This is a genomic window from Streptomyces sp. CRCS-T-1, from assembly GCF_024442335.1.
GTDB lineage: Bacteria > Actinomycetota > Actinomycetes > Streptomycetales > Streptomycetaceae > Streptomyces > Streptomyces koelreuteriae.
This window is the reverse complement of the sequence record NZ_CP101651.1, coordinates 8392225-8414022: the sequence shown is the minus strand read 5'-3', so window position 1 is coordinate 8414022 and position 21798 is coordinate 8392225. Positions and strand designations below refer to the sequence as shown.

The 21798-nt window shown below is 72.5% G+C and carries 22 protein-coding genes; 14 read left to right on the top strand and 8 right to left on the bottom strand.

The annotated features are described in order from the left end of the window. Nucleotides 1-14: 14 nt before the first annotated feature. Nucleotides 15-1913 carry a long-chain fatty acid--CoA ligase gene (locus NNW99_RS38065; protein ID WP_215123960.1) on the top strand — a complete coding sequence of 633 codons (1899 nt, stop codon included), beginning with the start codon at nt 15-17 and terminating at the stop codon, nt 1911-1913. A 114-nt stretch (nt 1914-2027) separates the two neighbouring features. Beyond that, nucleotides 2028-2462 carry an ATP-binding protein gene (locus NNW99_RS38060; protein ID WP_215123959.1) on the top strand — a complete coding sequence of 145 codons (435 nt, stop codon included), beginning with the start codon at nt 2028-2030 and terminating at the stop codon, nt 2460-2462. 48 nt (nt 2463-2510) lie between these two features. Here NNW99_RS38060 and NNW99_RS38055 read toward each other — a convergent pair whose 3' ends face one another. Next, nucleotides 2511-2882, bottom strand: a complete 372-nt coding sequence (locus NNW99_RS38055; protein ID WP_215123958.1) for a PRC-barrel domain containing protein — start codon at nt 2880-2882, stop codon at nt 2511-2513. Between the two features lie 344 nt (nt 2883-3226). On the opposite strand from NNW99_RS38055, the gene NNW99_RS38050 reads away from it, so the two are divergent. The 8 genes from NNW99_RS38050 to NNW99_RS38015 all read left to right on the top strand — a co-directional run bounded on the left by NNW99_RS38050 (nt 3227) and on the right by NNW99_RS38015 (nt 12485). After that, the gene (locus tag NNW99_RS38050; RefSeq protein ID WP_215123957.1) at nt 3227-3628 is read left to right on the top strand and encodes an STAS domain-containing protein; all 402 of its coding nucleotides are present in this window, start codon (nt 3227-3229) and stop codon (nt 3626-3628) included. A gap of 208 nt (nt 3629-3836) precedes the next feature. Next, nucleotides 3837-4724: an STAS domain-containing protein gene (locus tag NNW99_RS38045; RefSeq protein ID WP_215123956.1), complete on the top strand. Its 888-nt coding sequence runs from the start codon at nt 3837-3839 to the stop codon at nt 4722-4724. Further along, nucleotides 4721-5140 (top strand): STAS domain-containing protein, encoded by a 420-nt coding sequence (locus tag NNW99_RS38040; RefSeq protein WP_215123955.1) that lies wholly within the window; start codon nt 4721-4723, stop codon nt 5138-5140. The genes NNW99_RS38045 and NNW99_RS38040 overlap by 4 nt, the downstream gene beginning before the upstream one ends. Further along, nucleotides 5140-5580: an anti-sigma regulatory factor gene (locus tag NNW99_RS38035; RefSeq protein WP_215124606.1), complete on the top strand. Its 441-nt coding sequence runs from the start codon at nt 5140-5142 to the stop codon at nt 5578-5580. Before NNW99_RS38040 ends, NNW99_RS38035 begins: the two co-directional genes overlap by 1 nt. Then, nucleotides 5580-6812 (top strand): ATP-binding SpoIIE family protein phosphatase, encoded by a 1233-nt coding sequence (locus NNW99_RS38030; protein ID WP_251058048.1) that lies wholly within the window; start codon nt 5580-5582, stop codon nt 6810-6812. The genes NNW99_RS38035 and NNW99_RS38030 overlap by 1 nt, the downstream gene beginning before the upstream one ends. Next, nucleotides 6809-8539, top strand: coding sequence for a PP2C family protein-serine/threonine phosphatase (locus NNW99_RS38025; protein WP_215123954.1), 1731 nt, complete (start codon nt 6809-6811; stop codon nt 8537-8539). The genes NNW99_RS38030 and NNW99_RS38025 overlap by 4 nt, the downstream gene beginning before the upstream one ends. Nucleotides 8540-8770: 231 nt before the next feature. Further along, entirely contained in the window at nt 8771-10144 is a 1374-nt protein-coding gene (locus NNW99_RS38020) for an NAD(P)/FAD-dependent oxidoreductase (protein WP_215124605.1), read from the top strand. Nucleotides 10145-10238: 94 nt separating this feature from the next. Continuing rightward, on the top strand, nt 10239-12485 hold the full coding sequence (locus NNW99_RS38015) for an FUSC family protein (RefSeq protein ID WP_215123953.1): 2247 nt from the start codon (nt 10239-10241) through the stop codon (nt 12483-12485). A 12-nt stretch (nt 12486-12497) separates the two neighbouring features. Here the strand turns inward: NNW99_RS38015 and NNW99_RS38010 are convergent, their stop codons facing one another. The 4 genes from NNW99_RS38010 to NNW99_RS37995 form a co-directional block, all read right to left on the bottom strand. Beyond that, entirely contained in the window at nt 12498-12932 is a 435-nt protein-coding gene (locus tag NNW99_RS38010) for a hypothetical protein (protein WP_215123952.1), read from the bottom strand. 28 nt (nt 12933-12960) lie between these two features. Further along, the gene (locus NNW99_RS38005; RefSeq protein WP_215123951.1) at nt 12961-13800 is read right to left on the bottom strand and encodes a DUF1206 domain-containing protein; all 840 of its coding nucleotides are present in this window, start codon (nt 13798-13800) and stop codon (nt 12961-12963) included. A gap of 183 nt (nt 13801-13983) precedes the next feature. Beyond that, nucleotides 13984-14850: a SigB/SigF/SigG family RNA polymerase sigma factor gene (locus tag NNW99_RS38000; RefSeq protein WP_215123950.1), complete on the bottom strand. Its 867-nt coding sequence runs from the start codon at nt 14848-14850 to the stop codon at nt 13984-13986. A gap of 203 nt (nt 14851-15053) precedes the next feature. Further along, nucleotides 15054-15488: an ATP-binding protein gene (locus NNW99_RS37995; protein WP_215123949.1), complete on the bottom strand. Its 435-nt coding sequence runs from the start codon at nt 15486-15488 to the stop codon at nt 15054-15056. Nucleotides 15489-15763: 275 nt separating this feature from the next. On the opposite strand from NNW99_RS37995, the gene NNW99_RS37990 reads away from it, so the two are divergent. Continuing rightward, nucleotides 15764-15985 (top strand): hypothetical protein, encoded by a 222-nt coding sequence (locus tag NNW99_RS37990; protein WP_215123948.1) that lies wholly within the window; start codon nt 15764-15766, stop codon nt 15983-15985. 284 nt (nt 15986-16269) lie between these two features. Continuing rightward, a complete protein-coding gene (locus NNW99_RS37985) occupies nt 16270-16725 on the top strand; it encodes a cyclic nucleotide-binding domain-containing protein (RefSeq protein WP_215123947.1) in 456 nt (151 codons plus the stop codon). A 4-nt stretch (nt 16726-16729) separates the two neighbouring features. Here the strand turns inward: NNW99_RS37985 and NNW99_RS37980 are convergent, their stop codons facing one another. Together NNW99_RS37980 and NNW99_RS37975 are read right to left on the bottom strand one after the other, a co-directional pair. Next, the gene (locus NNW99_RS37980; protein WP_215123946.1) at nt 16730-18022 is read right to left on the bottom strand and encodes an MFS transporter; all 1293 of its coding nucleotides are present in this window, start codon (nt 18020-18022) and stop codon (nt 16730-16732) included. Between the two features lie 83 nt (nt 18023-18105). Beyond that, complete coding sequence (locus NNW99_RS37975; RefSeq protein WP_215123945.1) at nt 18106-18720, bottom strand: LysE/ArgO family amino acid transporter; 615 nt, start codon at nt 18718-18720, stop codon at nt 18106-18108. A 69-nt stretch (nt 18721-18789) separates the two neighbouring features. Between NNW99_RS37975 and NNW99_RS37970 the strand changes: the two genes are divergently transcribed. Next, nucleotides 18790-19698 carry a LysR family transcriptional regulator ArgP gene (locus NNW99_RS37970; protein WP_370869218.1) on the top strand — a complete coding sequence of 303 codons (909 nt, stop codon included), beginning with the start codon at nt 18790-18792 and terminating at the stop codon, nt 19696-19698. Between the two features lie 12 nt (nt 19699-19710). Here NNW99_RS37970 and NNW99_RS37965 read toward each other — a convergent pair whose 3' ends face one another. Then, a complete protein-coding gene (locus NNW99_RS37965; RefSeq protein ID WP_215123944.1) occupies nt 19711-20418 on the bottom strand; it encodes a TetR/AcrR family transcriptional regulator in 708 nt (235 codons plus the stop codon). A gap of 103 nt (nt 20419-20521) precedes the next feature. Here NNW99_RS37965 and NNW99_RS37960 point away from each other — a divergent pair, with 103 nt between their 5' ends. Continuing rightward, nucleotides 20522-21739 carry a saccharopine dehydrogenase family protein gene (locus NNW99_RS37960; protein WP_215123943.1) on the top strand — a complete coding sequence of 406 codons (1218 nt, stop codon included), beginning with the start codon at nt 20522-20524 and terminating at the stop codon, nt 21737-21739. Nucleotides 21740-21798: the final 59 nt, after the last annotated feature.

Here is a 21798-nt window from a genome sequence, read left to right as displayed (position 1 = left end):
GTCAGGAGCAGTGCATGCGCGACACGGCCCTCGCTCCACCGGCCTTCTCGCCCCTGACCGGCGGGCTCGCCGACAGCGTCTTCGAGACGGCGGACCGCGAACCCACCCGGCCGATGCTCGCCCGCCGCACCGACCCCGCCTCCGCCGTCTGGGAGGAGGTGACGGCGATCGAGCTGCGCGACGAAGTCGTGGACGTGGCCAAGGGGTTGATCGCGTCCGGGATCGCGCCGGGCCATCGCGTGGCGATCATGGCGCGCACCCGGTACGAGTGGACGGTCCTGTGCTACGCGCTCTGGGCCGTGGGCGCCGAGGTCGTCCCGGTCTATCCGTCGTCGTCGCGCGACCAGGTGGAGTGGATCCTGCGGGACTCCGGCTGTGTGGCCGTGGTGGTGGAGGACGAGCAGGGCGTGATGACCGTCGGCTCGGTGTGCGCGGCGCTGCCGCTGCTGGGCCACGTCTGGCAGCTGGACGCGGGGGCGCTGGAGGATCTGGCGGTGCGCGGGGAGTCCGTGCCGATCGCCACGGTCGACTCGATGCGCCGCATCGTGCTGCCGGACTCCACGGCCGTCATCGCCTACACCTCCGGCACGACCGGCCATGCCCTCGGCTGCGCCCTGAGCCATCGCAATCTGGCCGGGCCCTGCGACACGCTGCTGGCCGGCTGGGGGCAGACTGCGGCAGCGCGTGGGGAGCAGGGCTCCGTGCTGGCGTTCCTGCCCTTCTCCCATGTGTACGGGCTCATGATCCAGGGCCTGTGCGTGCGCGGCGGGCTGCTGATGGGGCACCAGGCCGATCTCGGCGGGGAGGCGCTGTTCTCGGCGCTGCGCTCCTTCCGTCCCACGTACTTCTACGCGGTCCCCTCGGTCTTCGAGAAGATCTACAAGAACTTCCTGCGCACGGCGCAGCAGGAGGGGCACGGCGGGCTGTTCGAGCGGGCCGCCGAGACGGCGCGGGACTTCGCCGCGGCCCTGGAACGCCAGCGGCTGGGCCGGGGCCGCGGACCCGGTTTCGATCTGCGGCTGCAGCACGCCCTCTACGACCGCACGGTGTACCGCAGGCTGCGGGCCGCGCTGGGCGGCCGGGTGCGGCGGGCGACCTCCGGCGGTTCTCCCCTCAGCCGCGACCTGTCCCTCTTCTACGAGGGCATCGGCATCTATGTGAACGACGGCTACGGCCTGACGGAGACCAGCGGCGGGGTGACGATGCAGCCGCTGGGGCGGGAGAAGTCCGGGACCGTGGGGCAGGCCCTGCCCGGCACGGAGATCCAGGTCGCCGACGACGGGGAGATCCTGGTGCGGGGCCCGTCGGTGTTCCAGGGATACGTGGGCGACGACGCCGGCACCCGGGCCGCGCTGCGCGGCGGCTGGCTGGCCACCGGTGACCTCGGGCGGCTGGACTCGGAGGGCTATCTGACGATCACCGGCCGCAAGAAGGACATCATCATCACGAGCAGCGGCAAGAGCGTCGCCCCGACCTCGCTGGAGCAGCGGCTGCGGATGCATCCGCTCATCCATCAGGCGGTGGTGGTGGGCGACAACCGGCCCTGTGTCGGCGCCCTGATCACGCTGGATCCGGATTTCCTGGCGCACTGGCGGGCGGCGCTGGCGCTGCAGGGCGAGATGCGGGAGGCGCGGGAGGAGAACGCGCTGCGGGAGGAGGTGGCGCGGGCCGTGGCCGCGGCCAACAGCGCCGTGTCGCGGTCGGAGTCGATCCGGGTGTTCCGGGTCCTGCCGGAGCCGTTCGACGTGACCAACGGGCTGCTGACGCCGTCGATGAAGCTGCGCAGGGACGAGATCGTGCGGCACTGCGCGGCCGAGATCGACGCGATGTACGAGTCGCGCCGCAGGCCCGGGCGGACGGGCGCCCCGGAGGATCCTGCGCACTGGGACGACTCGGACAACGTGTTCCGTTGAACGCGGACCGGACGCGTAGTCCGCGCTCGCACGGGAACACGACAGTGGCGACGCAAGAGAAAGGACGACAGCCCTGACGACAGCCCTTGCTGACGACCGGGCCGGAAAGGCGATATGTCAACCGAGCCGCGTGGGGACGACGCACTGACCTCCGAGGACATCCCGAGCCGCACGAACAGCTTCGTGGGCGAGCCGCACGACGTGACCGGTGCGCGGCTGGCCGCGGAGGGGTTCTTGCGTGACCTGGCACGATCCTCCCCGCCCTCTGCCCCCGAGTACTGGGACGACATCCTGCTGGTGGTGACGGAACTGGCCGCCAACGCGGTGCAGTACGCCCCTGGTCCGTTCGCGCTGCGGATGCGCCGGACCTTCGACGGGGTGCACGTGATGATGCACGACACCAGCAGCACGGAACCCGCCCCGCGGCCCTTCGATCCGCGCAGCGGTGGCGGCGGCATCGGCTGGCACCTGATCCACACCCTGTGCGACCAGGTCAGCGTGGTGGCCGACGAGCGCGGCAAGGACGTGCACGTGTTCCTGCCCTGGTGAGCCGGGAGCGTCACGGGCGCGGCGCGCCCGTGACCGGCTCATGATCGCTCAGACCGGGGTCGCCTCACGGGGCGGCAGCCGGTCGTAGTAGTCGCCCACGGCCGTCAGATACTCCCGGTCCCTGGTCTCGCTGTCCGTCTGGAAGCGCGGGGCCTCCTTCGCGTCTCCCCTGGTGCAGGCCAGTGTGATCTTCCGGGCCTGTGTGTCGATGCCGTTGACGACTCCGGCCGGCACCAGCACGCTGCGGCCGAACACCCAGACTCCGGTGTCGACGACCAGGTGCCGCATGCCGTGCGGGGCGGCCTCGCGGTCCAGGTGCCCGATCGTGCCGTCGGTCGCGGCGACGGTGAACCCGGTCAGGTCCTGCCCCTCGACGTGCCCGCTGTCCGGCGCGTACGACCAGATTCTGTCGATGGCCACGCTGTTCCATCCTCCCTCGCGATGTGCGGTTCGCGGATCCCCCGGCGGACGGTTCCCGCCCACCCGGCTCCACAGCAGCAATTACCCTCCCGCCGCACGCGCATTCGGCGCACACCCCTGCCACCGTACGACGCGGAGCGGCGGATCCCGGAGAGGTTCGGGGCAGGGGGAATGGGGTGCGGTTTCCGGGGTAATCGCGGGGGCGCGGTGAAAACGGAGCCCGGTGACGAAGGGAGGCACATGAGACACGGCATCCGAGCCCGCCCCATGACCGGCGTCGCCCCGTACCGCGGTCACCCCTGAGAGGTGACCTGACCAGGCCGTAGCTTTTGTTGGAGGTATTCGTGCCCCTCGCCCAGAATCCGCTGTCCGTGGAAGTCGAGCTGCCCCGCGAGGACGTGGCCCTGATCACGGTCGACGGCTACCTGGACGTCGACACCGCGACCGAGTTCCAGGCTCATCTGGCCAACCAACTCCACCACGGCCGACGGCACTTCCTGCTCGACCTGTCGTCCGTCCCCTTCATGGACTCGTCGGGGATGAACATCATCCTCCGTGTGTACCAGGAGACCCGTAAGACCGCCGGCAGCGTGCACGTCATCAGCCCGACGTCCGCCGTACGCCGCATCCTCGACCTGACGGGCGTCAGCATCACGGTGCCGATATCGGAGAGCGTGGACGAGGCTCTGGCCCGTGCCGACGCGGCGCCGGACACCCCCGAGGAGCCGGGGGAAGCGGGCGTCTGACGACCGGGTTCCCCTCGGGCACAGCACCGGCCCCGGCGGTGCACAACCGCCGTTTCCCCGAACCGGATCGCTCGCGCCGGATCCGGTGTCGTACGAGGTCGGGGCATGGTTAGAGTTGTCGCCCGGCAAGTGTCACCACGCCGTTCTCGTTTCCGAAGCGGGCTCGGTCGACGCAACGCGGACGAAACGCGGATGAGGAGAGAACCAGGTGCCGGAGCACGAAGCGGACGGACAGCTCGCCACGCCCACCCGGGAGGTCAGGGACTTCCTGCACCGCCGGCGGGAACAGATCGCCCAGCGGTGGGCGGACGAGCCCCTGTTCCGCACCGTGTTCACCGTCTCTCGCGACGAGGCGGTGGAGGCGGGCAAGGCCGTCGTGGACGCGCTGGCGCGGGTGGCCGACTCGGACCAGGTGGAGGACCCGGACTCCGCGGGGTTCAGCGCGGTGCGGGAGCAGCTCGCCCGGATGGGCGCGGCCCGCTCTCGTGCCGGTCTGTCCAACACCCAGGTCTCCAGCGAGCTGGCCGCCCTGCGGCCGCCCGTCGAGAACCTGCTGGTCGCCGATCTGGAGCAGGCTCCGCCCGAGCACCTGCGGGCGTGTTCGACGGCGTTCGCCGTGCTGATGGGCACCCTGCGGCTGGTGGCCATGCAGACGGCGCTGAGCGAGTGGGAGGCGCTCAGCGACCGGCAGCGGCTGCAGCTGATGGAGGTGGCCACGCCCGTCATCCGGCTGTGGGACGGCATCGTGGCCGTGCCGCTGATCGGGACGCTCGACAGTGCCCGCAGCCAGGTGGTCATGGAGACGCTGCTGGACGCCGTCGTCGACCAGCACGCCCGGTTCGCGATCCTGGACATCACCGGTGTGCCCACGGTCGACTCGCTGGTGGCACAGCACCTGATGAAGACGGTCGCCGCCGCGCGGCTGATGGGCGCCGAGTGCATCGTCTCCGGCATCCGTCCCGCCATCGCGCAGACGATCGTCCACCTCGGTCTGGATCTGGACGTGATCACCCGCGCGAACCTCGCCGACGCGCTGGGGTACGCGCTGCACCAGCTCGGCGCGGACATCGTGAACGCGGGTGCGGGACAGCGGTGAGCGACGCCTACCTCCGTCCCGCCACGGGCCATGTGCCGGTCCTGCGGCTCGGCGACGTCCTCCTGGTCACGCTCCAGGGGGACCTGCACGACAGCACGGCGCAGCAGCTCCAGCAGGATCTCGCGGAGACCATCTCCCGCACCGGGGTGCGCGGGGTCCTCATCGACATCTCCGGCGTGGAGATCGTGGACTCCTTCCTCGGCCGGGTGCTGGCCGAGATCGCCGCGCAGGCCAAGCTGCTGGCCGCGCGGACCGTGGTGGCCGGAATGCGCCCGGCGGTCGCGATCACCCTGGTGGAACTGGGACTGACGCTGCCGGGGCTGCGTACCGCGCTCAGCGCCGAGGCGGGCCTGGAGCTCCTCTCGCGGCGGACGCCGGTGACCGGTCCCGGCGGCGGGCGTCAGGAGAGTCCGTGATGCACACCGCCGCGGGCGTGGAGGCCTGCCTGCCCATCCGGTCGGATCTGGACCTGGTGTGGGTGCGACAGCACGTACGGCAGGCCGCCGCCCGGCTCGGCTTCGGCCTGGTGGCGCAGACCAAGCTGGTCACCGCGGCCAGTGAGCTGGCCCGCAACACCCTGGTGCACGGGGGTGGTGGGCAGATGGAGGCGACGCGGGTCGGCAGCGCGGGCGCGCAGGGCCTGCGGCTGTCCTTCACCGACGAGGGGCCGGGCATCGCCGACCTGGACCGGGCGCTCTGCGACGGCTACACCTCCGGCGGCGGGCTGGGGATGGGGCTGAGCGGCGCGCGGCGCCTGGTGCACGACTTCCACATCGACAGCACGCCGGGCGACGGCACGACCGTGCGGGTGACCTGCTGGGTCGCCCAGCCGCCGCGTCCGCGCGAGGAGGCCTGATGCCGCGCGTGTGGGACGTCCCGGTGCGCGACTCGACACGGGTGCGCGACGCGCGGGTCGCCGCGGAGGACGCGGCCGCGCTGGCCGGTCTCGACGAGCGGCGCACCGCGGCCGCCGCGCTGGTCGCGACCGAGCTCGCCACGAATCTGCTCAAGCACGCCGAGGGTGGTCAGGTGCTCATCGACGTCGTGGCGCGGCCCGTGCTGCGGGAGGGACGCGAGGAGCCCCGGGTCGTGCAGATCGCCGCGATCGACCACGGCCCGGGCATCGCCGACGTGCCCGCGGCGCTGCGCGACGGTTTCTCCACGACCCGCTCGCTGGGCGCGGGCCTCGGCACGTGTCTGCGGCTCGCCGACGACTTCGGCCTGCACAGCAGGCCCGGCCGCGGCACGGTCGCGGTCGCCCGCGTGGGCACCGCCTCCCGCGGCGACGGCACGCCCGCCGGGCCGGCCGTGCGGGTGTGGGCCGACGGGGCCTCGGGGAGCTGGGGCGACATGCCCGGGCCGGGCCTGCCGGGGGGTGCCGTCCCGGGGTGGTCCGGCGGCGGGCCCGGGAACGGTGGTGTCCTCGGGAACGAAGCCGGGAACGAAGCAGGAAACGGCCCCTGGTCCCGCCCGGCCCCAGGTGTGCGGGCCGGAGGCGTGAACATCCCGTACGCCGGAGCCGACTGCTCGGGCGACGCCTGGGCGTGGGTGCGGGCCGGGGAGAGGATGACACTGATGCTGGCGGACGGTCTGGGGCACGGCCCGGACGCCGCTCGTGCCTCGTCCGCCGCGGTCGCGGCGCTGCACCGCTGGGCCCACCTCTCCCCCGCCGAGGCGCTGCGGCAGCTGCACGACGCGCTGAAGGGCACCCGGGGCGCTGCCGTCGCCCTGGCCCAGCTCGACCTGCGGGCCGGGCGGCTGCGGTTCGCCGGCATCGGCAACGTGGGGGCCCGGCTGCACATGGACGGCACCTGGCGTCATCTGCTGTCGCGGCCCGGCATCGTCGGTGTCCACCGGCCCGGCACCCTCCGCGAGGAGGAGGCCGACTGGGGGGACGACCGGCTGCTGATCCTGCACACCGACGGCCTGCCCAGCCGCTGGACGCCGCCGTCCGACCCCGGTCCGCCCTTGGCCGACCCGGCCGTGACGGCCGCCGTGACGATACGTGACGCGAGCAGTCCCGCCCGGCCGGTGCGGGACGACACCGCCGTGGCCGTGCTGACTCCGACCCCGCCGGACCGCCCATGATGCGCACTTGGCAGATCACCACCGTCACCGATGCGGCACGTGCCCGCATCGCCCTCGCGCGCCTGGCCGCCGCGTACGGGGTGTCCACCGTCGAACGGACGAGGCTGGCCACCGCCCTCAGCGCCCAGCTGCGCCAATGCCTCACCAAGGGCGGCACGTGGCTGCTCACCATGGACCTGGCCGGCTCCCCCGCAGAGGAGGGCCTGCTGCACGCCGTGGTGACCCCGTCGCCGGAGGCGTCCGCCGCGGCCGGTGAGCCGCCGTGGGAGGTCACGGTCCCCTGCCCCGAGGCGGCCCGGGCCGGGGAGAGCGGCACCGTCGCGGACGACCCGGCCGCCCTCGCGGAGGCGCTGCTCGGTGCCGACGAGGACACGGCCGTGGTGCTGGACAAGCTCACCGAGCAGGAGGACCTGGTCTCCTTCCACCGCGAGGAGCTGCACCAGACGAACCAGGGCGTCCTGGCGCTGCACGCGGAGCTGGACGCGGCCGGGCGGGCCCAGCGCGAGGCGTTCGCCGCCGAGCGCAGCGCGCGCAACGAGGCGGAGAGCGCCCGCCGCAGGCTGACCTTCCTCGCGGACGCGAGTGCCGTGCTGACGACCTCGCTCAACCACGAGGAGATCGTGCGCCGGCTGCCGGACCTGCTGGTGCCGGAGTACGCGCGCAGCGTCGACATCTGGCTGTTCGACCACGAGGACGACCGGCACGGGTCGGCGCCGCATCCGGCCGCCGCCGTGGTCGCGGCCCGCACCGGCCGGCCCCAGTACGCCGCCGATCATCCCGGTGGCCTGCCCGGTGTCGAGGACCAGCCGCCGTCGGTGCTGGATCCCGGTCGGCCACTGCTGTGCGTCCCGCTGCCGACGCGGCGGGCACCGCTGGGCGTCCTGACGCTGTCGCCGCCCGGTGCGCGCTGGGACCCGGACGACGCGGTGATGCTGATCGAGCTGACCCGGCGGGCCAGCATCGCGATCGACAACGCCCGGCGCTTCGAGCACAACCGCGACATCGCCGAGACGCTGCAGCGGGCCCTGCTCACGGATCTGCCGACGACGCCGGGTCTGAGCCTGGCCGCGCGGTATCTGCCCGCCACGCACGGGATGAACATCGGCGGTGACTGGTACGACGCGTTCCGCCAGCGGGACGGCGGGCTCATCACCGTCATCGGGGATGTGACCGGGCACGGGCTGCACGCGGCCGTCATGATGAGCCAGTTGCGTACCGCGCTGCGGGCGTACGCCGTCGACGGCGACAGCCCGGGCCGGCTGCTGACCCGGCTGCACCGGTTCCTGCACCATCTGCAGCCCGATCTGTACGCCACTGCCGTCATCGCCCGCTTCCACCCGGACGAGCCCACCCTGACCTGGGCCGCCGCGGGGCATCCGCCGCCGGTGCTGCGGCTGCCCGACGGGACGGTGCGCACGCTCGACGCCAAACCCGGCGCCATGCTCGGCATCCCGCTCACCCAGGAGATCGCCGACCACACGGAGCAGGTGGAGCCCGGGTCGACGCTCGCGCTGTACACGGACGGGCTGGTCGAGCGGCGCGCGCAGGGCATAGACCCGGGTATCGCCCGTCTGGCCACGGCGCTCGGCGGGTTCCGTTCCGCGGAGCTGGACGCGGATCTGGAGGGCTCGGCGGACCGGATCCTGCATCCGCTGCTGAGCGATTCAGAGCGGGACGACGACGTGTGCCTGTTGCTGTGTCATCTCCAGGGGGACACCGCGTCCTGACGGCGCGTTCCGGCAGCGGCTCGGGGCGGCCGTGCCTTGCACGCGTTCTTCACTCCCGCCTGGTGCTTTTCGGCCACGGTGCGGGCATGGTGGTGATCGACGCGTTCGTCTGCCTGCCGCGTCCGACTGGCGTACCCGTCGGACACGCGATGGGATCGAAGGGGTGCGAACCGGCGATCCAGGGGCAGTCGAATGGCGTTCGAGGCAGACCGCCTGGAGCCGCAGAAAGGGATGAACACCGTGACACGACCCAGGATCCTGGTGGTTGGCGCAGGCTTCGCCGGCGTGGAGTGCGTCCGCCGTCTGGAACGGAAACTCTCCCCGGACGAGGCGGACGTCACGCTGGTGACGCCGTTCGCCTACCAGCTCTACCTGCCGTTGCTCCCCCAGGTCGCCTCCGGCGTGCTGACGCCGCAGTCGATCGCCGTCTCCCTGCGCCGCAGCAAGAAGTACCGCACGCGGATCATTCCGGGCGGGGCCGTCGGCGTCGACCTGAAGGCCAAGGTCTGCGTCATCCGCACCATCACCGACCAGATCGTCAACGAGCCGTACGACTACATCGTGCTGGCCCCCGGCAGCATCACCCGCACCTTCGACATCCCCGGTCTGACGGACCACGCGTTCGGGATGAAGACGCTCGCCGAGGCGGCGTACATCCGGGACCACGTCATCTCGCAGCTCGATCTGGCCGACGCGAGCCAGGACCCGGACGAGCGGGCCTCGCGGCTGCAGTTCGTGGTGGTCGGCGGCGGCTACGCGGGCACCGAGACCGCGGCGTGCCTGCAGCGTCTGACGCACGCGGCCGTGAAGCGCTACCCGCGGCTGGACCCGGGGCTGATCAAGTGGCATCTGATCGACATCGCGCCGAAGCTGATGCCGGAGCTCGGCGAGAAGCTCGGCAGCAGCGCGCAGGAGATCCTGCGGCGGCGGGGCATCGAGATCTCCCTGGGCGTCTCCATCGCGAAGGCGGGCCCCGAGGAGGTCACCTTCACCGACGGGCGGGTGATCCCGACCCGCACACTGATCTGGACCGCCGGGGTCGTCGCCAGCCCGCTCATCGCCACGCTAGGCGCCGAGACGGTCAAGGGGCGGCTCGCCGTCGCCCCCGAGATGAACCTGCCGGGCAACGACGGGGTGTTCGCGCTCGGCGACTCGGCCGCGGTGCCCGACCTGGCCAAGGGCGACGACGGCGCCATGTGCCCGCCCACCGCGCAGCACGCCCTGCGGCAGGGCAAGCATGTCGCCGACAACGTCATCGCGGCGCTGCGGGGGCAGGCGATGCAGCGCTACGTCCACAAGGACCTCGGGCTCGTCGTCGACCTCGGCGGCACCGACGCGGTCTCCAAGCCGCTGGGCATCGAACTGCGCGGTCTGCCCGCCCAGGCCGTCGCCCGCGGCTACCACTGGTCGGCGCTGCGCACCAACGTGGCCAAGACGCGGGTGATGACGAACTGGCTGCTCAACGCGGTCGCCGGCGACGACTTCGTACGGACCGGCTTCCAGACCCGCAAGGCCGCCCGGCTGAAGGATTTCGAGTACACGGACGCCTATCTGACGCCGGAACAGGTACGGGAGCACATCGAGGGGACCGGTCGACGGGACTAGACGGGGGCTGGGCGGGGTCGAAGGGGAGCTTCCGATTCCGGCATGACATGCTGAGACGCGGATCTTGGTGTGGGTCGGGAGAGAGTGCGGCGGCGTGAGGGCAGCGGGACGGTCGGTGTGGACAGGTCTGCGGGACCGGATCGCGGCGTCCGACCCCGGACTGCTGCGTCTGACGGCAGGGTTGCGCACGGTCGGCGCCATCACGCTCACCCTGGCCGTGCTCAGCCTGTTCGGGGCCGATGTGCACCAGCTGGTGGCGGGGGCCATGGCGGCGATGGTCGCCACCTTCGCCATCCGGGAGAAGCAGCTCGGCCCCCAGGCCGTGACCCTGGCGCTGGGCCTGCCGGTGGCGCTGGCCTCCGTCTCCCTGAGCGCGATGCTCAGCGCGCGGGTCTACGTCGGTGACATCTTCTTCGTCGTCCTGATCTTCTGCGCGGTCTACGGCCGCCGCTTCGGCGACCGCGGCACCGCGCTCGGACTCATCGGCTTCCAGGTCTACTTCCTGTCCCTCTTCGTCGGCGTCACCGTCTCCTCGCTGCCCGCGCTGTGCGGCGTCATCGCGGTGGCTTTCTGCTGCAGTGCCGTACTGCGCTTCGCGGTGGTGCCGGCGACGCCCACGGGCGTCCTGATGCGGCTGCGGCTGGCCTTCCGCGCCCGGCTGGCCCAGCTGGTGTCCGCGCAGCTCGACCTCCTCGACGCCGACGGGGACGAGATGGACAAGGCACTGAACGCCGTGCGCGAGGGCACCGCGCGGCTGCACGAGACCGCCATGATGATCCAGGCCCAACTGGACGAGGGCACCCCGGACGAGTCCGTGGCGCGCCTCGTGCAGCGCCGGGTCGCGGACGCGGAGATCGCCGCCGAGCGGCTCGGTCTGCTGCTGCTGACCGCCCGCAGCGCCGAGCGGGCCGACACGCTCACCCTGCACCTGCCGGGCGCGCCCGCGCCGTCGCTGGGCGGCGCCCCGGCGGTGCCGGACGAGGCCACCGCCACGCTCCGCCGGGATCTCGAGGCGCTGCGCACCCTCGTGCTGCGGGCCGGGAGCGGCGACACGGGCACCGCGCTGGCCCACCTGCGCAACCGGCTGCTCGGCTACCGGGACGAGGACAACCTTCCGGCCGCGCCCGCCGCCGTCCAGGACGTCTTCCGGGGCATCGGCGAGGCGGCCCGCGCGGTGATGGGTCTGCGGATCGCGCTGGACGGCCCGCAGGACGAGTCGGACGACACCCCCGCCACGGCCCGCTCCCGCGAGGAGCTGGACGCCGAGGACGCCGCGATCGACGGCGGCGGCGAGGAGCCGTCCGTGGAGGAGGAGACAGGGCTGCGGCGGCCCACCACGCGTGCCGCCGTGCAGGTCGCCGTCGGTTCGACGCTGGCCATCGTGGGCGGCGAGCTGCTGTCCACTCAGCGCTGGTACTGGGCGGTGCTGACCTGCTGGATCGTTTTCCTGAACACCGCCTCGACGGGCGAGATCCTCGTCAAGGGCTACCGGCGGCTGCTCGGCACGGTGTTCGGCGTGGTGGCCGGAATCGTGCTGGCGGGCGTGGTCGGGCAGCACACCTGGACGGCGTTCGCGCTGGTGCTGGTGCTGATCTTCGCGATGTTCTACTCGGCGCCCTTGTCGTACACGCTGATGTCGTTCTTCGTCACGGCGATGCTGGGGCTGCTGTACACGCTGCTGCACACCTACAGCCTCGACGTGCTGGTGCTGCGGGTGGAGGAGACCGCTCTCGGCGCGGTCTGCGGCGTGGTGGCGGCGGCGCTGGTCCTGCCGGTGCGGACCGACCGCCGTACGAACGAGTTGCTCGGCACCGTGCTCGAGCGGCTGGCCGACGTCACCGAGGCGGCGGTCGGGCAGCTCAGCGGCGGGCCCGCGGACGAGTTGCTGGACAAGGCGCGTGACCTGGACCAGGCGCTGGCCGACCTGCGGGCCGCCACGCAGCCGCTGACCCATCCGGTCACGCCGCTGCGGGCCCGGCGCCACACGGCCCGGTACGTGGTGGCGCTGCTGGAGACGTGCGCGTACCACGCGCGGACGCTGGCGGCGACCGCCGAGCTGCTGCCCACGCATCCCTCGATCGCGGCGGACCCACGGCTGCGCGGGGCCGCGGCGCGGACCGTGCGCAACATCGGGACCATCGCGGCCCGGGTCGAGGACGAGCACACCGGTGCCCGGGTGGAGACCGGCCCGAGCATCGCCTCGCTGCTGGGGTCCGACGCCGGCACCCCGCGCTACGGCCGGATCACCGACCGCGTGCTGCGGCACCTGGAGCGACTGGACGAGGCCGTGGTGGGCCTGGCCAGGCCGCTGGGCGTGCCGGTGGGGGAACCCCGGGGCTGAGGCGATTACGCCTCAGAAGTCCGTGGGCAGTCCGCTCACCTCGGCGATGCCCCGGAGCTCCTCGGTCTGCCGGTGCCGTTCCTTGATGTAGTCGGCTATCTCGCCGAGGCGGTCCGGGTCGGACGCCGTGGTCGCGTCCGTGACGATCCGGACCGGGCCGGTCTCGTCGACGTCGAGTTCGACCACTTCGTTGTCCAGGCGGCCGGTGACGGCGGTGGCGATGACGAGGGCCACCTCGTCCCGCACCTCCTGGGGCAGTTCGTCGCCGTCCCCTGAGTCGAGCGCGAAGTCGAGGCTGGACAGGCGCTCCTCGTCGATCGCCTCGAGAACCGGTTCCACCACGCGCATCAGGAGGCGGTAGTCCTCGGTGTCCATCCGGATGCGCAGGAGGTCCAGGTACATGTCCACGGGCCGGTCGTCGCCATGCGGAATCTCGGAATCGCTCATTGGCTTCGTGTTCCCCGTACGACGCGCCTCAGACGCGTCGCCAGCGGGCCATGGCGAAGGAGAACACCCCGAACAACACGAGCCCGGCCGCGACGCCGACCAGCAGCCAGGGGCCGAGCGGGGTGTCGGCGAAGGCCCGCAGGGTGTCGTCCAGGCCCTTGGCCTTGTCGGGCTCGTAGTCGATCGCGGCGCGCACGGCGAAGACACCGGCCACGGCGAAGACCAGCCCCCGGGCGGCGCCGCCGGCCACGCCGGTGACGTCCACCAGCCGCCGGGTGCGCGGGCCCATCTGCCCGAGCCGGAGCTTGTCGTGGTACTTGCGCAGGACCGCGCGTACGCCGATCCATCCGCCCGCGGCGACGATCGCGAGCCCGGCCGCGCCGACCAGCCACTGCCCGCCGGGTAGCTCCAGGGCCCGGGCGGTGGCGTCCCGGGACTGCTGGTCGCTGGAGCCGCCGCCGCTCTGGTGACGGCTGGCCGCGAAGGACAGCACGGAGTAGGCGACGAAGGCGTAGAACACGCAGCGGACCGCTGCCATCAGCCGCTTGCGGGCGCTGCGGCCGTCCTTTCCGACGGAGCCGAAGACCACCTCGGACAGCCGCCACAGGGCCATGCCGACGAGCCCGATGCCCAGGGCCCAGAGCAGCACCGCTCCGAACGGCTTCTGCGAGATGGCCGCCAGGGCTCCCCCGCGGTCGGCCTGCTCCTTGGTGTCGCCGAAGGCGATCTGCAGCGCCAGCGCGCCGACCAGCAGATAGATCACGCCCCGGGCCGCGAATCCCGCCCGTGCCGCCCCCTCGGTCACCGAACCCTTTGCCGCCCGTCGAGCTCGGAACCGTCCGGTCTGTGCCAGCGCACTCGTGTTCATGTCGACCTCCCGGCGTTCCGCATGCCCCGGCCCGACGGCCACACACCCGGCCGGCCGGCGGACCGGCGCATTCCGGCCTGGCGGCCCAGGGGGCCCGGCCGTGGCTGGTGCGCGAAAGGGCCCGGCCGCGGCTGATGCCGTCGGCCGGGCCCCTTCTCGGGTCGCTCCTCGTAGGTCGGTCGGTCAGGCCGTGGTGGAGGTGCCGCCGCTGTCCCGGGCGCCCGTCCGCTGCCCCATGGCCTCGTCGCGCACACGGGCGCAGCTGCGGCTGATGAGACGGGAGACGTGCATCTGGGAGATGCCGAGGTGGTCGGCGATGCGGCTCTGCGTCATGTCCTCGAAGAAGCGCATGTAGAGAATGGCCCGTTCGCGTTCGGGCAGGCGGCGCAGTCCTTCCTTGGCGGACTCGCGGTCGACCACGACATCGTAGGAGGCGTCCGTGGAGCCGAGGGTGTCCGCGAGGCTGTAGCCGTCGTCGTCGGCGGAGAGCTCGGCGTCCAGCGACAGGGTGCTGAAGCTCTCCAGGGCCTCGATCCCGGCGCCGACCTCTTCCTCGGTCAGGCCGGTGTGGGCGGCGAGGTCCGCCACGGAGGGCTCGGGGCTGCCCGGGTTCTGGGTCAGTTCACGGCGGGCCACCCGCACCTTGTTGCGCAGTTCCTGCACCCGGCGGGGGACCCGCAGGGCCCACATCCGGTCCCGGAAGTGCCGCTTGACCTCGCCGGTGATGGTGGGGACGGCGTAGCTCTCGAAGGCTCCCCGGCTCGGGTCGAACCGGTCGACGGCCTTGACCAGCCCGAGCGCCGCGACCTGCTTCAGGTCCTCCAGCGACTCGCCGCGGTCGCGGAAGCGGCCGGCGATGCGATGGGCCATGGGCAGCCAGAGCGCGACGAGCTCGTCGCGGACCGCCTCCCGCTCGGGGCCCTCCTCCAGCTCCGCCAGCCGGGTGAAGAGGGCCGCGGTGTCAGGGGCGTCGTCGTGCCGCCGCCGGGTGGCGGTGGTCGTCGTCGTTCCGGTCGTGACGGGGCGGTTGGTGGGCGTGTCGATGAGCATGCGGATTCGCTCCTGACAACGGTGATTTCAGGGTCTACCGCGGGAAGGTCGCTGCCCGGATCGCCTGGAGGGCCTCCGGGGGCAGCCATACCGCTCCCGCCGGCGCGCCTCCGGTCCGAAGCACGAGATTGCGACTGCCCTGCCCCCGGTGGAACAAACTCCACTTTGCTGTGCAATCTGCCCGGGAGCCGGCACCCGGGTTTTCAGGCGAGGGGTACGACGGCGGTGATGCACTTACCGCCGGCGGGCAGGTCCGCGACGCGGACGTCACGGGAGAGCCGGCACACGATGGGCCAGCCGTGGCCCCCGTGCCGCAGCCGTCCGTGCGGGTCGACGGGCGGCGCGGTCACGGGCAGTTCGTCACTGCGGTCGCTCACCGAGACTCGCACGCCGGGGCCGTCCACGTCGACCCGGAAGTCGGTGACGCCGCCGCCGTGCAGGATCGCGTTGGTCGTCAGTTCCGAGACGACCAGCAGCGCGTCGGACAGGGCGTCGGCGTCACACGGGGTGTGCGTGTCGCGGCAGCGCTCGGCCACGGCTCGCTCCACGGCCCGGCGCGCCTCGGCTGGTTTGCACGGCCGGGCCCGGTCCGCGCCGAGCGGCCCGAATACGGATTCGATCATGTGCTCGTCGCACATCCTGCAGCTCCCTGGTCGGTGAAGACGGGAAGCCGGGTCCGGCCCGCGTTCCCGCGGCCGCCCGCACGGGCCCGCCTGGGGCTCACGGTGCCCGCTGCTTCCTTCAACCTGCCGCGGCGTTCGGGGCGCGCACCTCGCGAGCGCCGCGGTCCTCTTCTCTTCGGCTGACCTCTCCCCGCACCTGCAAACCTCCGGTCCGCCTCCTCCTGCCGAAAAGCGCCCGAACGGCCGCCGGCCGGTGCCATCTCGGCGCGTTGTGGGGGTAGGCGGGGTGCATGACCGATGTGGTGGACTCGGACGAACTGCTGCGGCGCATCCGGCGCGCGAGGGCCTGCGCGATGCGGGAAGAGCGGACGTGGCATGCCAGGAGCGAGGAACTGAGCGCGACCGACCCCAAGGGGGCCAGGGACGCGACCGTACGAAAGATGTCCTACGAGGCGGTGGTCACGGTGCTGGACGAGATTCTGACGCCGGGCAAACACAGTCCTGAGGGCTGACCGGGGCCCGGTACAGAAGGTGAAACGGGTCACCCGACCCGGTCGGGGGTGCACACACGACCCTCAGATGGTTTATCGTTCATTCATACGTGGTGGCGGAGTCGAACCCGTGGTCCTCCGTCCATCACCGCTATCGGCCCTGGCTGGTCTCCCCCGTCCAGCCAGGGCTTTTTCATGCCCGGAGAAAGTTGGGCACGCCGAGGTGCCCGCGGCCGCGCCAGCGGCTGAAATGGGCGTAGGGAGAAAGCACCGGAAGTCGACCTCCCGGCGAGGAGCTCCGCGTCATGACCAAAGCGATCAAACTCCTGACCGCCCTGCCTCCGTCGCAGCGGCACCGTCTGATGACGCTCGCGCGGGAGGTGTCCTTCGCCGAGGACACCCGGATCTTCGAGGCGGGCGGCGTGGCCGATCGCTTCTGGGTCATCCGCTCCGGCGCGGTCTCCCTGGACCAGGAGGTCAACTCCCTGCAACGGGTGACCGTGGCCAGCCTCGGCGCCGGCGACCTGCTCGGCTGGTCCTGGCTGTTCCCGCCGCACACCTGGGACTTCGGCGCGGTGGCGTTCAGTCCCGTACGGGCCTACGAGTTCGACGCGGCGGCGGTGCTGGAGCTGTGCGAGGAGGATTCCCAACTGGGGCTGCTGCTGGTGCGGTCGGTCGCCGAGGTGCTCGCGCACCGGCTGGAGATGACCCGGGGCAAGCTGATGGAGCAGTACACACTGCACCGGCGAGGGGTGCTGTGAGCGCTCAGACGCGGTAGCGGCGCAGTGCCGGTACCGCGGCGGCCAGCGCCAGCATCACGGCGACGACCAGCAGGCCGCCGCCCGTGACGGCGGTGCGGGGGCCGAAGGCGGAGCCCGCCGTGCCGTGCAGTACGTCGGCGAGGCGCGGGCCGCCCGCCACGACGACGGTGAAGACGCCCTGCATGCGCCCACGCATCTCGTCGGTGGCGGCGGACAGCAGGATCGCTCCCCGGAAGACCATCGAGACCATGTCGGCCACCCCGGCCACGGCGAGGAAGACCACGCCGACCCACAGACTGCCGCTCAGTCCGAATCCCGCGATGGCCGCGCCCCACGCGACCACCGCCCCGATGACCATCCAGCCGTGCCGGCGGGCCCGGGAGAAGGTGCCGGAGAACAGTCCGCCGAGCACGGCGCCTATGGGGATCGCCGCGAACAGCAGGCCCAGCGCGAGTCCTTCGCCGTAGGGCGCGTAGGTCTGGGCGGCGAGCTGCGGGAACAGGGCGCGCGGCATGCCGAGGACCATGGCGATGATGTCGGCGAGGAACGACAGCAGCAGCACGGTGTGCCCGGAGATGTAGCGGAATCCGGCGGCGATCTCCCGCAGCCCCGCGCGGCGCTTGCCCGTACCGGCCAGGGGCGGCAGCGGCGGCAGCCGGTACACCGCCCACACCGTGACGCACAGGGCCAGGGCGTCGATCAGATAGAGCTCGGGCAGGCCGATCACGGGGATGAGGGCGCCGGCGAGCAGCGGGCCCGCCACCTGGCCGGTCTGCATCACGGTAGAACCCAGGGCGCCCGCCGCCGGCAGTTCGTCCTCGGGGACCAGCCGGGCGATGGAGGCGGTGCGGGCCGGGGCGTTCAGGCCCCAGAAGGCCTGCTGCAGCGCGAGCAGCACCATGAGCGCGGCCACCGACTCCAGACCGGCGAAGGCCTGGAGCCAGAAGAGCAGCGAGGTGACGGCGATGCCGCAGTTGGTGATCAGCAGCAGCTTGCGCCGGTCCATGGTGTCGGCGATCGCCCCGCCCCACAGCGCGAACACGATCAGGGGCACGAGGCCCGCCAGGCTCGCCGCGCCCACCCAGGCCGAGGAGCCGGTGATGTCGTAGATCTGCTTGGGCACGGCGACGGCGGTGAGCTGGCTGCCGACGGCCGTGACGACGGTCGAGCCCCACAGCCGCCGGTAGGCGGGGCGGCGCAGGGGGCGGGTGTCCATGGCCCAGCGGCGCCAGCCTCGGCGCCGGGGTGCCTCCGGCGCCGGATCCCGCTCTCGCTCCGTGCTCTCGCTCGTGTCCACTCGCCGCTTCCTGGATGCTCGCTACATCTACCGGGCCGGGGATCACTATCCCACCGGCCGCCGGGCGCCCCGGAGCCGAGGTGTCAGCTTCCGGCGATGAGCGCGGCACCGAGCACGATCATGGTGGCGGCGAGCACACCGTCCATGACGCGCCAGGCGGCGGGCTTGGCGAGGAAGCGGCCGAGCAGCCGGGCACCGAAGCCGAGGGCGGTGAACCAGCACAGGCTGGCCAGCACGGCGCCGAGACCGAACGTCCAGCGCAGCGTGCCGTGGTCGGCGGCGACGGAGCCCAGCAGGAACACCGTGTCGAGGTAGACGTGCGGGTTGAGCCAGGTCAGCGCCAGGCAGGTGAGCACGGCCCGGCGGGCTGATCCGGCCGCCTCCCCCTCTGCCCGGAGGCCGCCGCCCGGCCGGATCGCCCGGCGGGCGGCGAGGGCGCCGTAGCCGAGCAGGAAGGCGCCGCCGATCCAGCCGACCGCCGTCAGCGCGCTCGGCCATGCCACCACCACCGCGCCGACGCCGCCGACCCCGAGCGCGATGAGGGCGGCGTCGGAGAGGGCGCAGATGCCGACGACGGCGAGGACGGCTTCGCGGCGGACCCCCTGGCGCAGGACGAAGGCGTTCTGCGCGCCGATGGCGACGATGAGGGACAGTCCGGTGCCGAATCCCGCGGCTGCGGCGGTGAAGGTGCTGGTCATGACCTCGACGCTACGGACGGGGCCGCCTCGGGTACAGCTAAAGATTCTTACGTATCATTAACGCACGTGATGACTTCCGTGATGCCGGACCTGCCGCTGGACCAGGTGCGAACCCTGCTCGCGGTCGTGGACGAGGGCACCTTCGACGCGGCGGCGGCCGCGCTGCATGTGACGCCGTCGGCGATCAGCCAGCGGGTGAAGGCGCTGGAGGAGCGCACGGGGCGGGTCCTGCTGCTGCGGACCAAGCCGGTGCGGCCCACCGAGTCGGGCGAGGTGCTGGTGCGGCTGGCCCGCCAGGTGGCGCGGCTGGAGCGCGACGCGTACGCGGAGCTGGGCCTGAGCGGCACCGGCGAGCCGACCCGGGTCTCGGTGGCGGTGAACGCGGACTCGCTCGCCACCTGGTTCCTGGGGGTGCTCACGCGTGTGCCGGAGGAGCTGCGGCTCTACTTCGAGCTGCGCCGTGAGGACGAGGACCACACGGCGGCGCTGCTGCGGGAGGGCGTGGTGATGGCCGCGGTGACCTCGTCGCCGGACGCCGTACCGGGCTGCTCGGTGCGCTCCCTCGGGCGGATGCGCTACGTCCCGGTGGCCGCGCCGGACTTCGCGGCACGCCACCTCGGCGGCCCCCTGGAGCAGGTGCTTCTCGAGGTGCCCGTCGTGACCTTCGACCGCAGGGACGACTTCCAGGACGGCTTCGTCCGCCGGCTCACCCGGGGGCGGAGCAGCGCGAGCGCGCTGCGGCACTACGTGCCGACGTCGGAGGGGTTCGTCGACGCCGTGGCCGCCGGACTGGGCTGGGGCCTGGTGCCCGAGGCCCAGGCAGATCCCCTGCTGCGCACCGGCGGGCTCGTCGGGATCGCCTCCGGCCGGACGGTCGACGTGCCGCTGTACTGGCAGCAGTGGAAGCTCGACTCCCCGGCGCTGGCGCAGGTCGCGGAGACGGTGACGGAGACCGCCGCGGAGGCGCTGCGCACCTGAGGGCGTGCCGCCCTACTCCCCGACGCTGTCCCACTGCGTCGCCGCGCTGTCCAGCAGCATGTCCAGGGCCGTCGGATAGGCGCTGGTCAGCATGCGGGTGGCGAGCAGGGGTGCCGCTTCCGCGATACGGGGATGGGTGGTGGCGGGCAGGCGGGCGTACGTCGAGCGCCACATCTCCTCGTCGGCGCGCAGGGAGGCGGTGGGCAGCGCCAGCGAGGCGGCGTCGAGTGCGGCGAAGGCCAGGGTGGTGTCGACGAAGGCGTGGTAGATCCGTACCGCGTCCGGCAGCGGGAAGCCCGCCGTGCGCAGGACGTCCAGGACCGCCTCGTCGGCCGCGAGTTCGTGGGCCCGGCCCGAGACGCGGCTGGCGGTGAGCACCGCCGCCTGCGGATGTGCCACGTACGCGGCGTGGATGCGCAGCCCGACGGCCCGCAGGTCCGCCCGCCACTCCCCCGTGGGCGCCCAGCCGCCGAGCGCCTGCCCGATCAGCGCGTCGCCGATGGCGAGCGTCAGGTCGTCCATGCCCCGGAAGTACCGGTAGAGCGTGCTCGGGTCGGCGTCCAGGGCCAGGCCGAGCCTGCGGGCGGTCAGTCCCGCGCTGCCGTGTTCGTGCAGCATGCGCAGCGCCGTCTCGACGATCAGCTCCTCGGACAGCACGGTGCCGCTCTTGGTGGGCCTTCGCCGACGGCGTTTCTCCTCGGGCACCACGGGCTTCGGCACGACGGCTCCCTCCTTATGCCAACGCCATTGACCTTAAGACAGGGGGCGGCGTTTCATCTCCTCAAGGGCCCGCCACGTTCTTCGCAAAAAGGGAGTTTCTGTCATGCGTGTACTGCTCGTGGGCGCCGGCGGTGTGGGCGGCGCGATCACCCGTATCGCGGCCCGGCGGCCCTTCTTCGAGGCGATGGTGGTGGCCGACTACGCCCCGGCCCGGGCCGAGGCGGCGGTCGCCGCGCTCGGCGGCGACACGCGGTTCACCGCCGAGCAGGTGGACGCCGGGGACGAGACGGCGGTGGCCCGTCTGCTGGCGCGGCACCGCTGCGACGTCCTGCTGAACGCCACCGACCCCCGGTTCGTGATGCCGCTGTTCCGGGCGGCCCGCGCGGCGGGCGCCACCTATCTCGACATGGCGATGTCGCTGTCCCACCCGCACGGGGAACGGCCGTACGCGGAGTGCGGGGTGAAGCTCGGCGACGAGCAGTTCGCTCAGGCGGCCGACTGGGAGAAGGAGGGGGTGCTGGCCCTCGTCGGCATGGGGGTGGAGCCGGGCCTTTCGGACGTCTTCGCGCGGTACGCCGCCGACGAACTCTTCGACGAGATCGAGGAGATCGGCATCCGGGACGGCGCGAACCTGACCGTCGACGGCTACGACTTCGCGCCCTCGTTCAGCATCTGGACCACCATCGAGGAATGCCTCAACCCCCCGGTCGTCTACGAGAGCGACCGCGGCTGGTTCACCACCGCGCCCTTCAGCGAGCCCGAGGTCTTCGACTTCCCCGAGGGCATCGGCCCGGTCGAGTGCGTCAACGTGGAGCACGAGGAGGTGCTGCTCGTCCCGCGCTGGGTCGACGCACGCCGGGTCACCTTCAAGTACGGCCTGGGCCGGGAGTTCGTCGAGACGCTGAAGACGCTGCATCTGCTGGGCCTGGACCGCACCGACCCGGTGACCGTGCCGGGGCCGGACGGGCCGGTGGCGGTCTCACCCCGGGACGTGGTCGCCGCGTGCCTGCCCGACCCGGCGACCCTGGGCGAGCTGATGCACGGCAAGACGTGTGCGGGCACCTGGGTGCGGGGCGTCAAGGACGGGAAGCCGCGCGAGGTGTACCTCTACCACGTGGTCGACAACCAGTGGTCCATGAAGGAGTACGGCAGTCAGGCCGTGGTGTGGCAGACCGCCGTCAACCCGGTCGTCGCCCTCGAACTCCTCGCCACCGGCGCCTGGTCCGGCACGGGTGTGCTCGGCCCGGAGGCGTTCCCGGCCGGACCGTTCCTGGACCTGCTGACGGCCTACGGTTCACCCTGGGGCATGCGCGAGCAGTGACCCGTCGTCCGTGCGAATTTGTTTCACGAGGCATCGACAGGTGACCCGAAAAGGAGTAA

Bases quoted from the DNA above. Each gene is read 5' to 3' on its own strand.
- NNW99_RS38060 (WP_215123959.1), top strand. From the start codon at position 2,028: ATGTCAACCGAGCCGCGTGGGGACGACGCACTGACCTCCGAGGACATC.
- NNW99_RS38020 (WP_215124605.1), top strand. From the start codon at position 8,771: ATGAACACCGTGACACGACCCAGGATCCTGGTGGTTGGCGCAGGCTTC.
- NNW99_RS38025 (WP_215123954.1), top strand. From the start codon at position 6,809: ATGATGCGCACTTGGCAGATCACCACCGTCACCGATGCGGCACGTGCC.
- NNW99_RS38030 (WP_251058048.1), top strand. From the start codon at position 5,580: ATGCCGCGCGTGTGGGACGTCCCGGTGCGCGACTCGACACGGGTGCGC.
- NNW99_RS38035 (WP_215124606.1), top strand. From the start codon at position 5,140: ATGCACACCGCCGCGGGCGTGGAGGCCTGCCTGCCCATCCGGTCGGAT.
- NNW99_RS37985 (WP_215123947.1), top strand. From the start codon at position 16,270: ATGACCAAAGCGATCAAACTCCTGACCGCCCTGCCTCCGTCGCAGCGG.
- NNW99_RS38010 (WP_215123952.1), bottom strand. From the start codon at position 12,932: ATGAGCGATTCCGAGATTCCGCATGGCGACGACCGGCCCGTGGACATG.
- NNW99_RS37990 (WP_215123948.1), top strand. From the start codon at position 15,764: ATGACCGATGTGGTGGACTCGGACGAACTGCTGCGGCGCATCCGGCGC.
- NNW99_RS38000 (WP_215123950.1), bottom strand. From the start codon at position 14,850: ATGCTCATCGACACGCCCACCAACCGCCCCGTCACGACCGGAACGACG.
- NNW99_RS37975 (WP_215123945.1), bottom strand. From the start codon at position 18,720: ATGACCAGCACCTTCACCGCCGCAGCCGCGGGATTCGGCACCGGACTG.
- NNW99_RS38005 (WP_215123951.1), bottom strand. From the start codon at position 13,800: ATGAACACGAGTGCGCTGGCACAGACCGGACGGTTCCGAGCTCGACGG.
- NNW99_RS37970 (WP_370869218.1), top strand. From the start codon at position 18,790: ATGACTTCCGTGATGCCGGACCTGCCGCTGGACCAGGTGCGAACCCTG.
- NNW99_RS37960 (WP_215123943.1), top strand. From the start codon at position 20,522: ATGCGTGTACTGCTCGTGGGCGCCGGCGGTGTGGGCGGCGCGATCACC.
- NNW99_RS37995 (WP_215123949.1), bottom strand. From the start codon at position 15,488: ATGTGCGACGAGCACATGATCGAATCCGTATTCGGGCCGCTCGGCGCG.
- NNW99_RS38065 (WP_215123960.1), top strand. From the start codon at position 15: ATGCGCGACACGGCCCTCGCTCCACCGGCCTTCTCGCCCCTGACCGGC.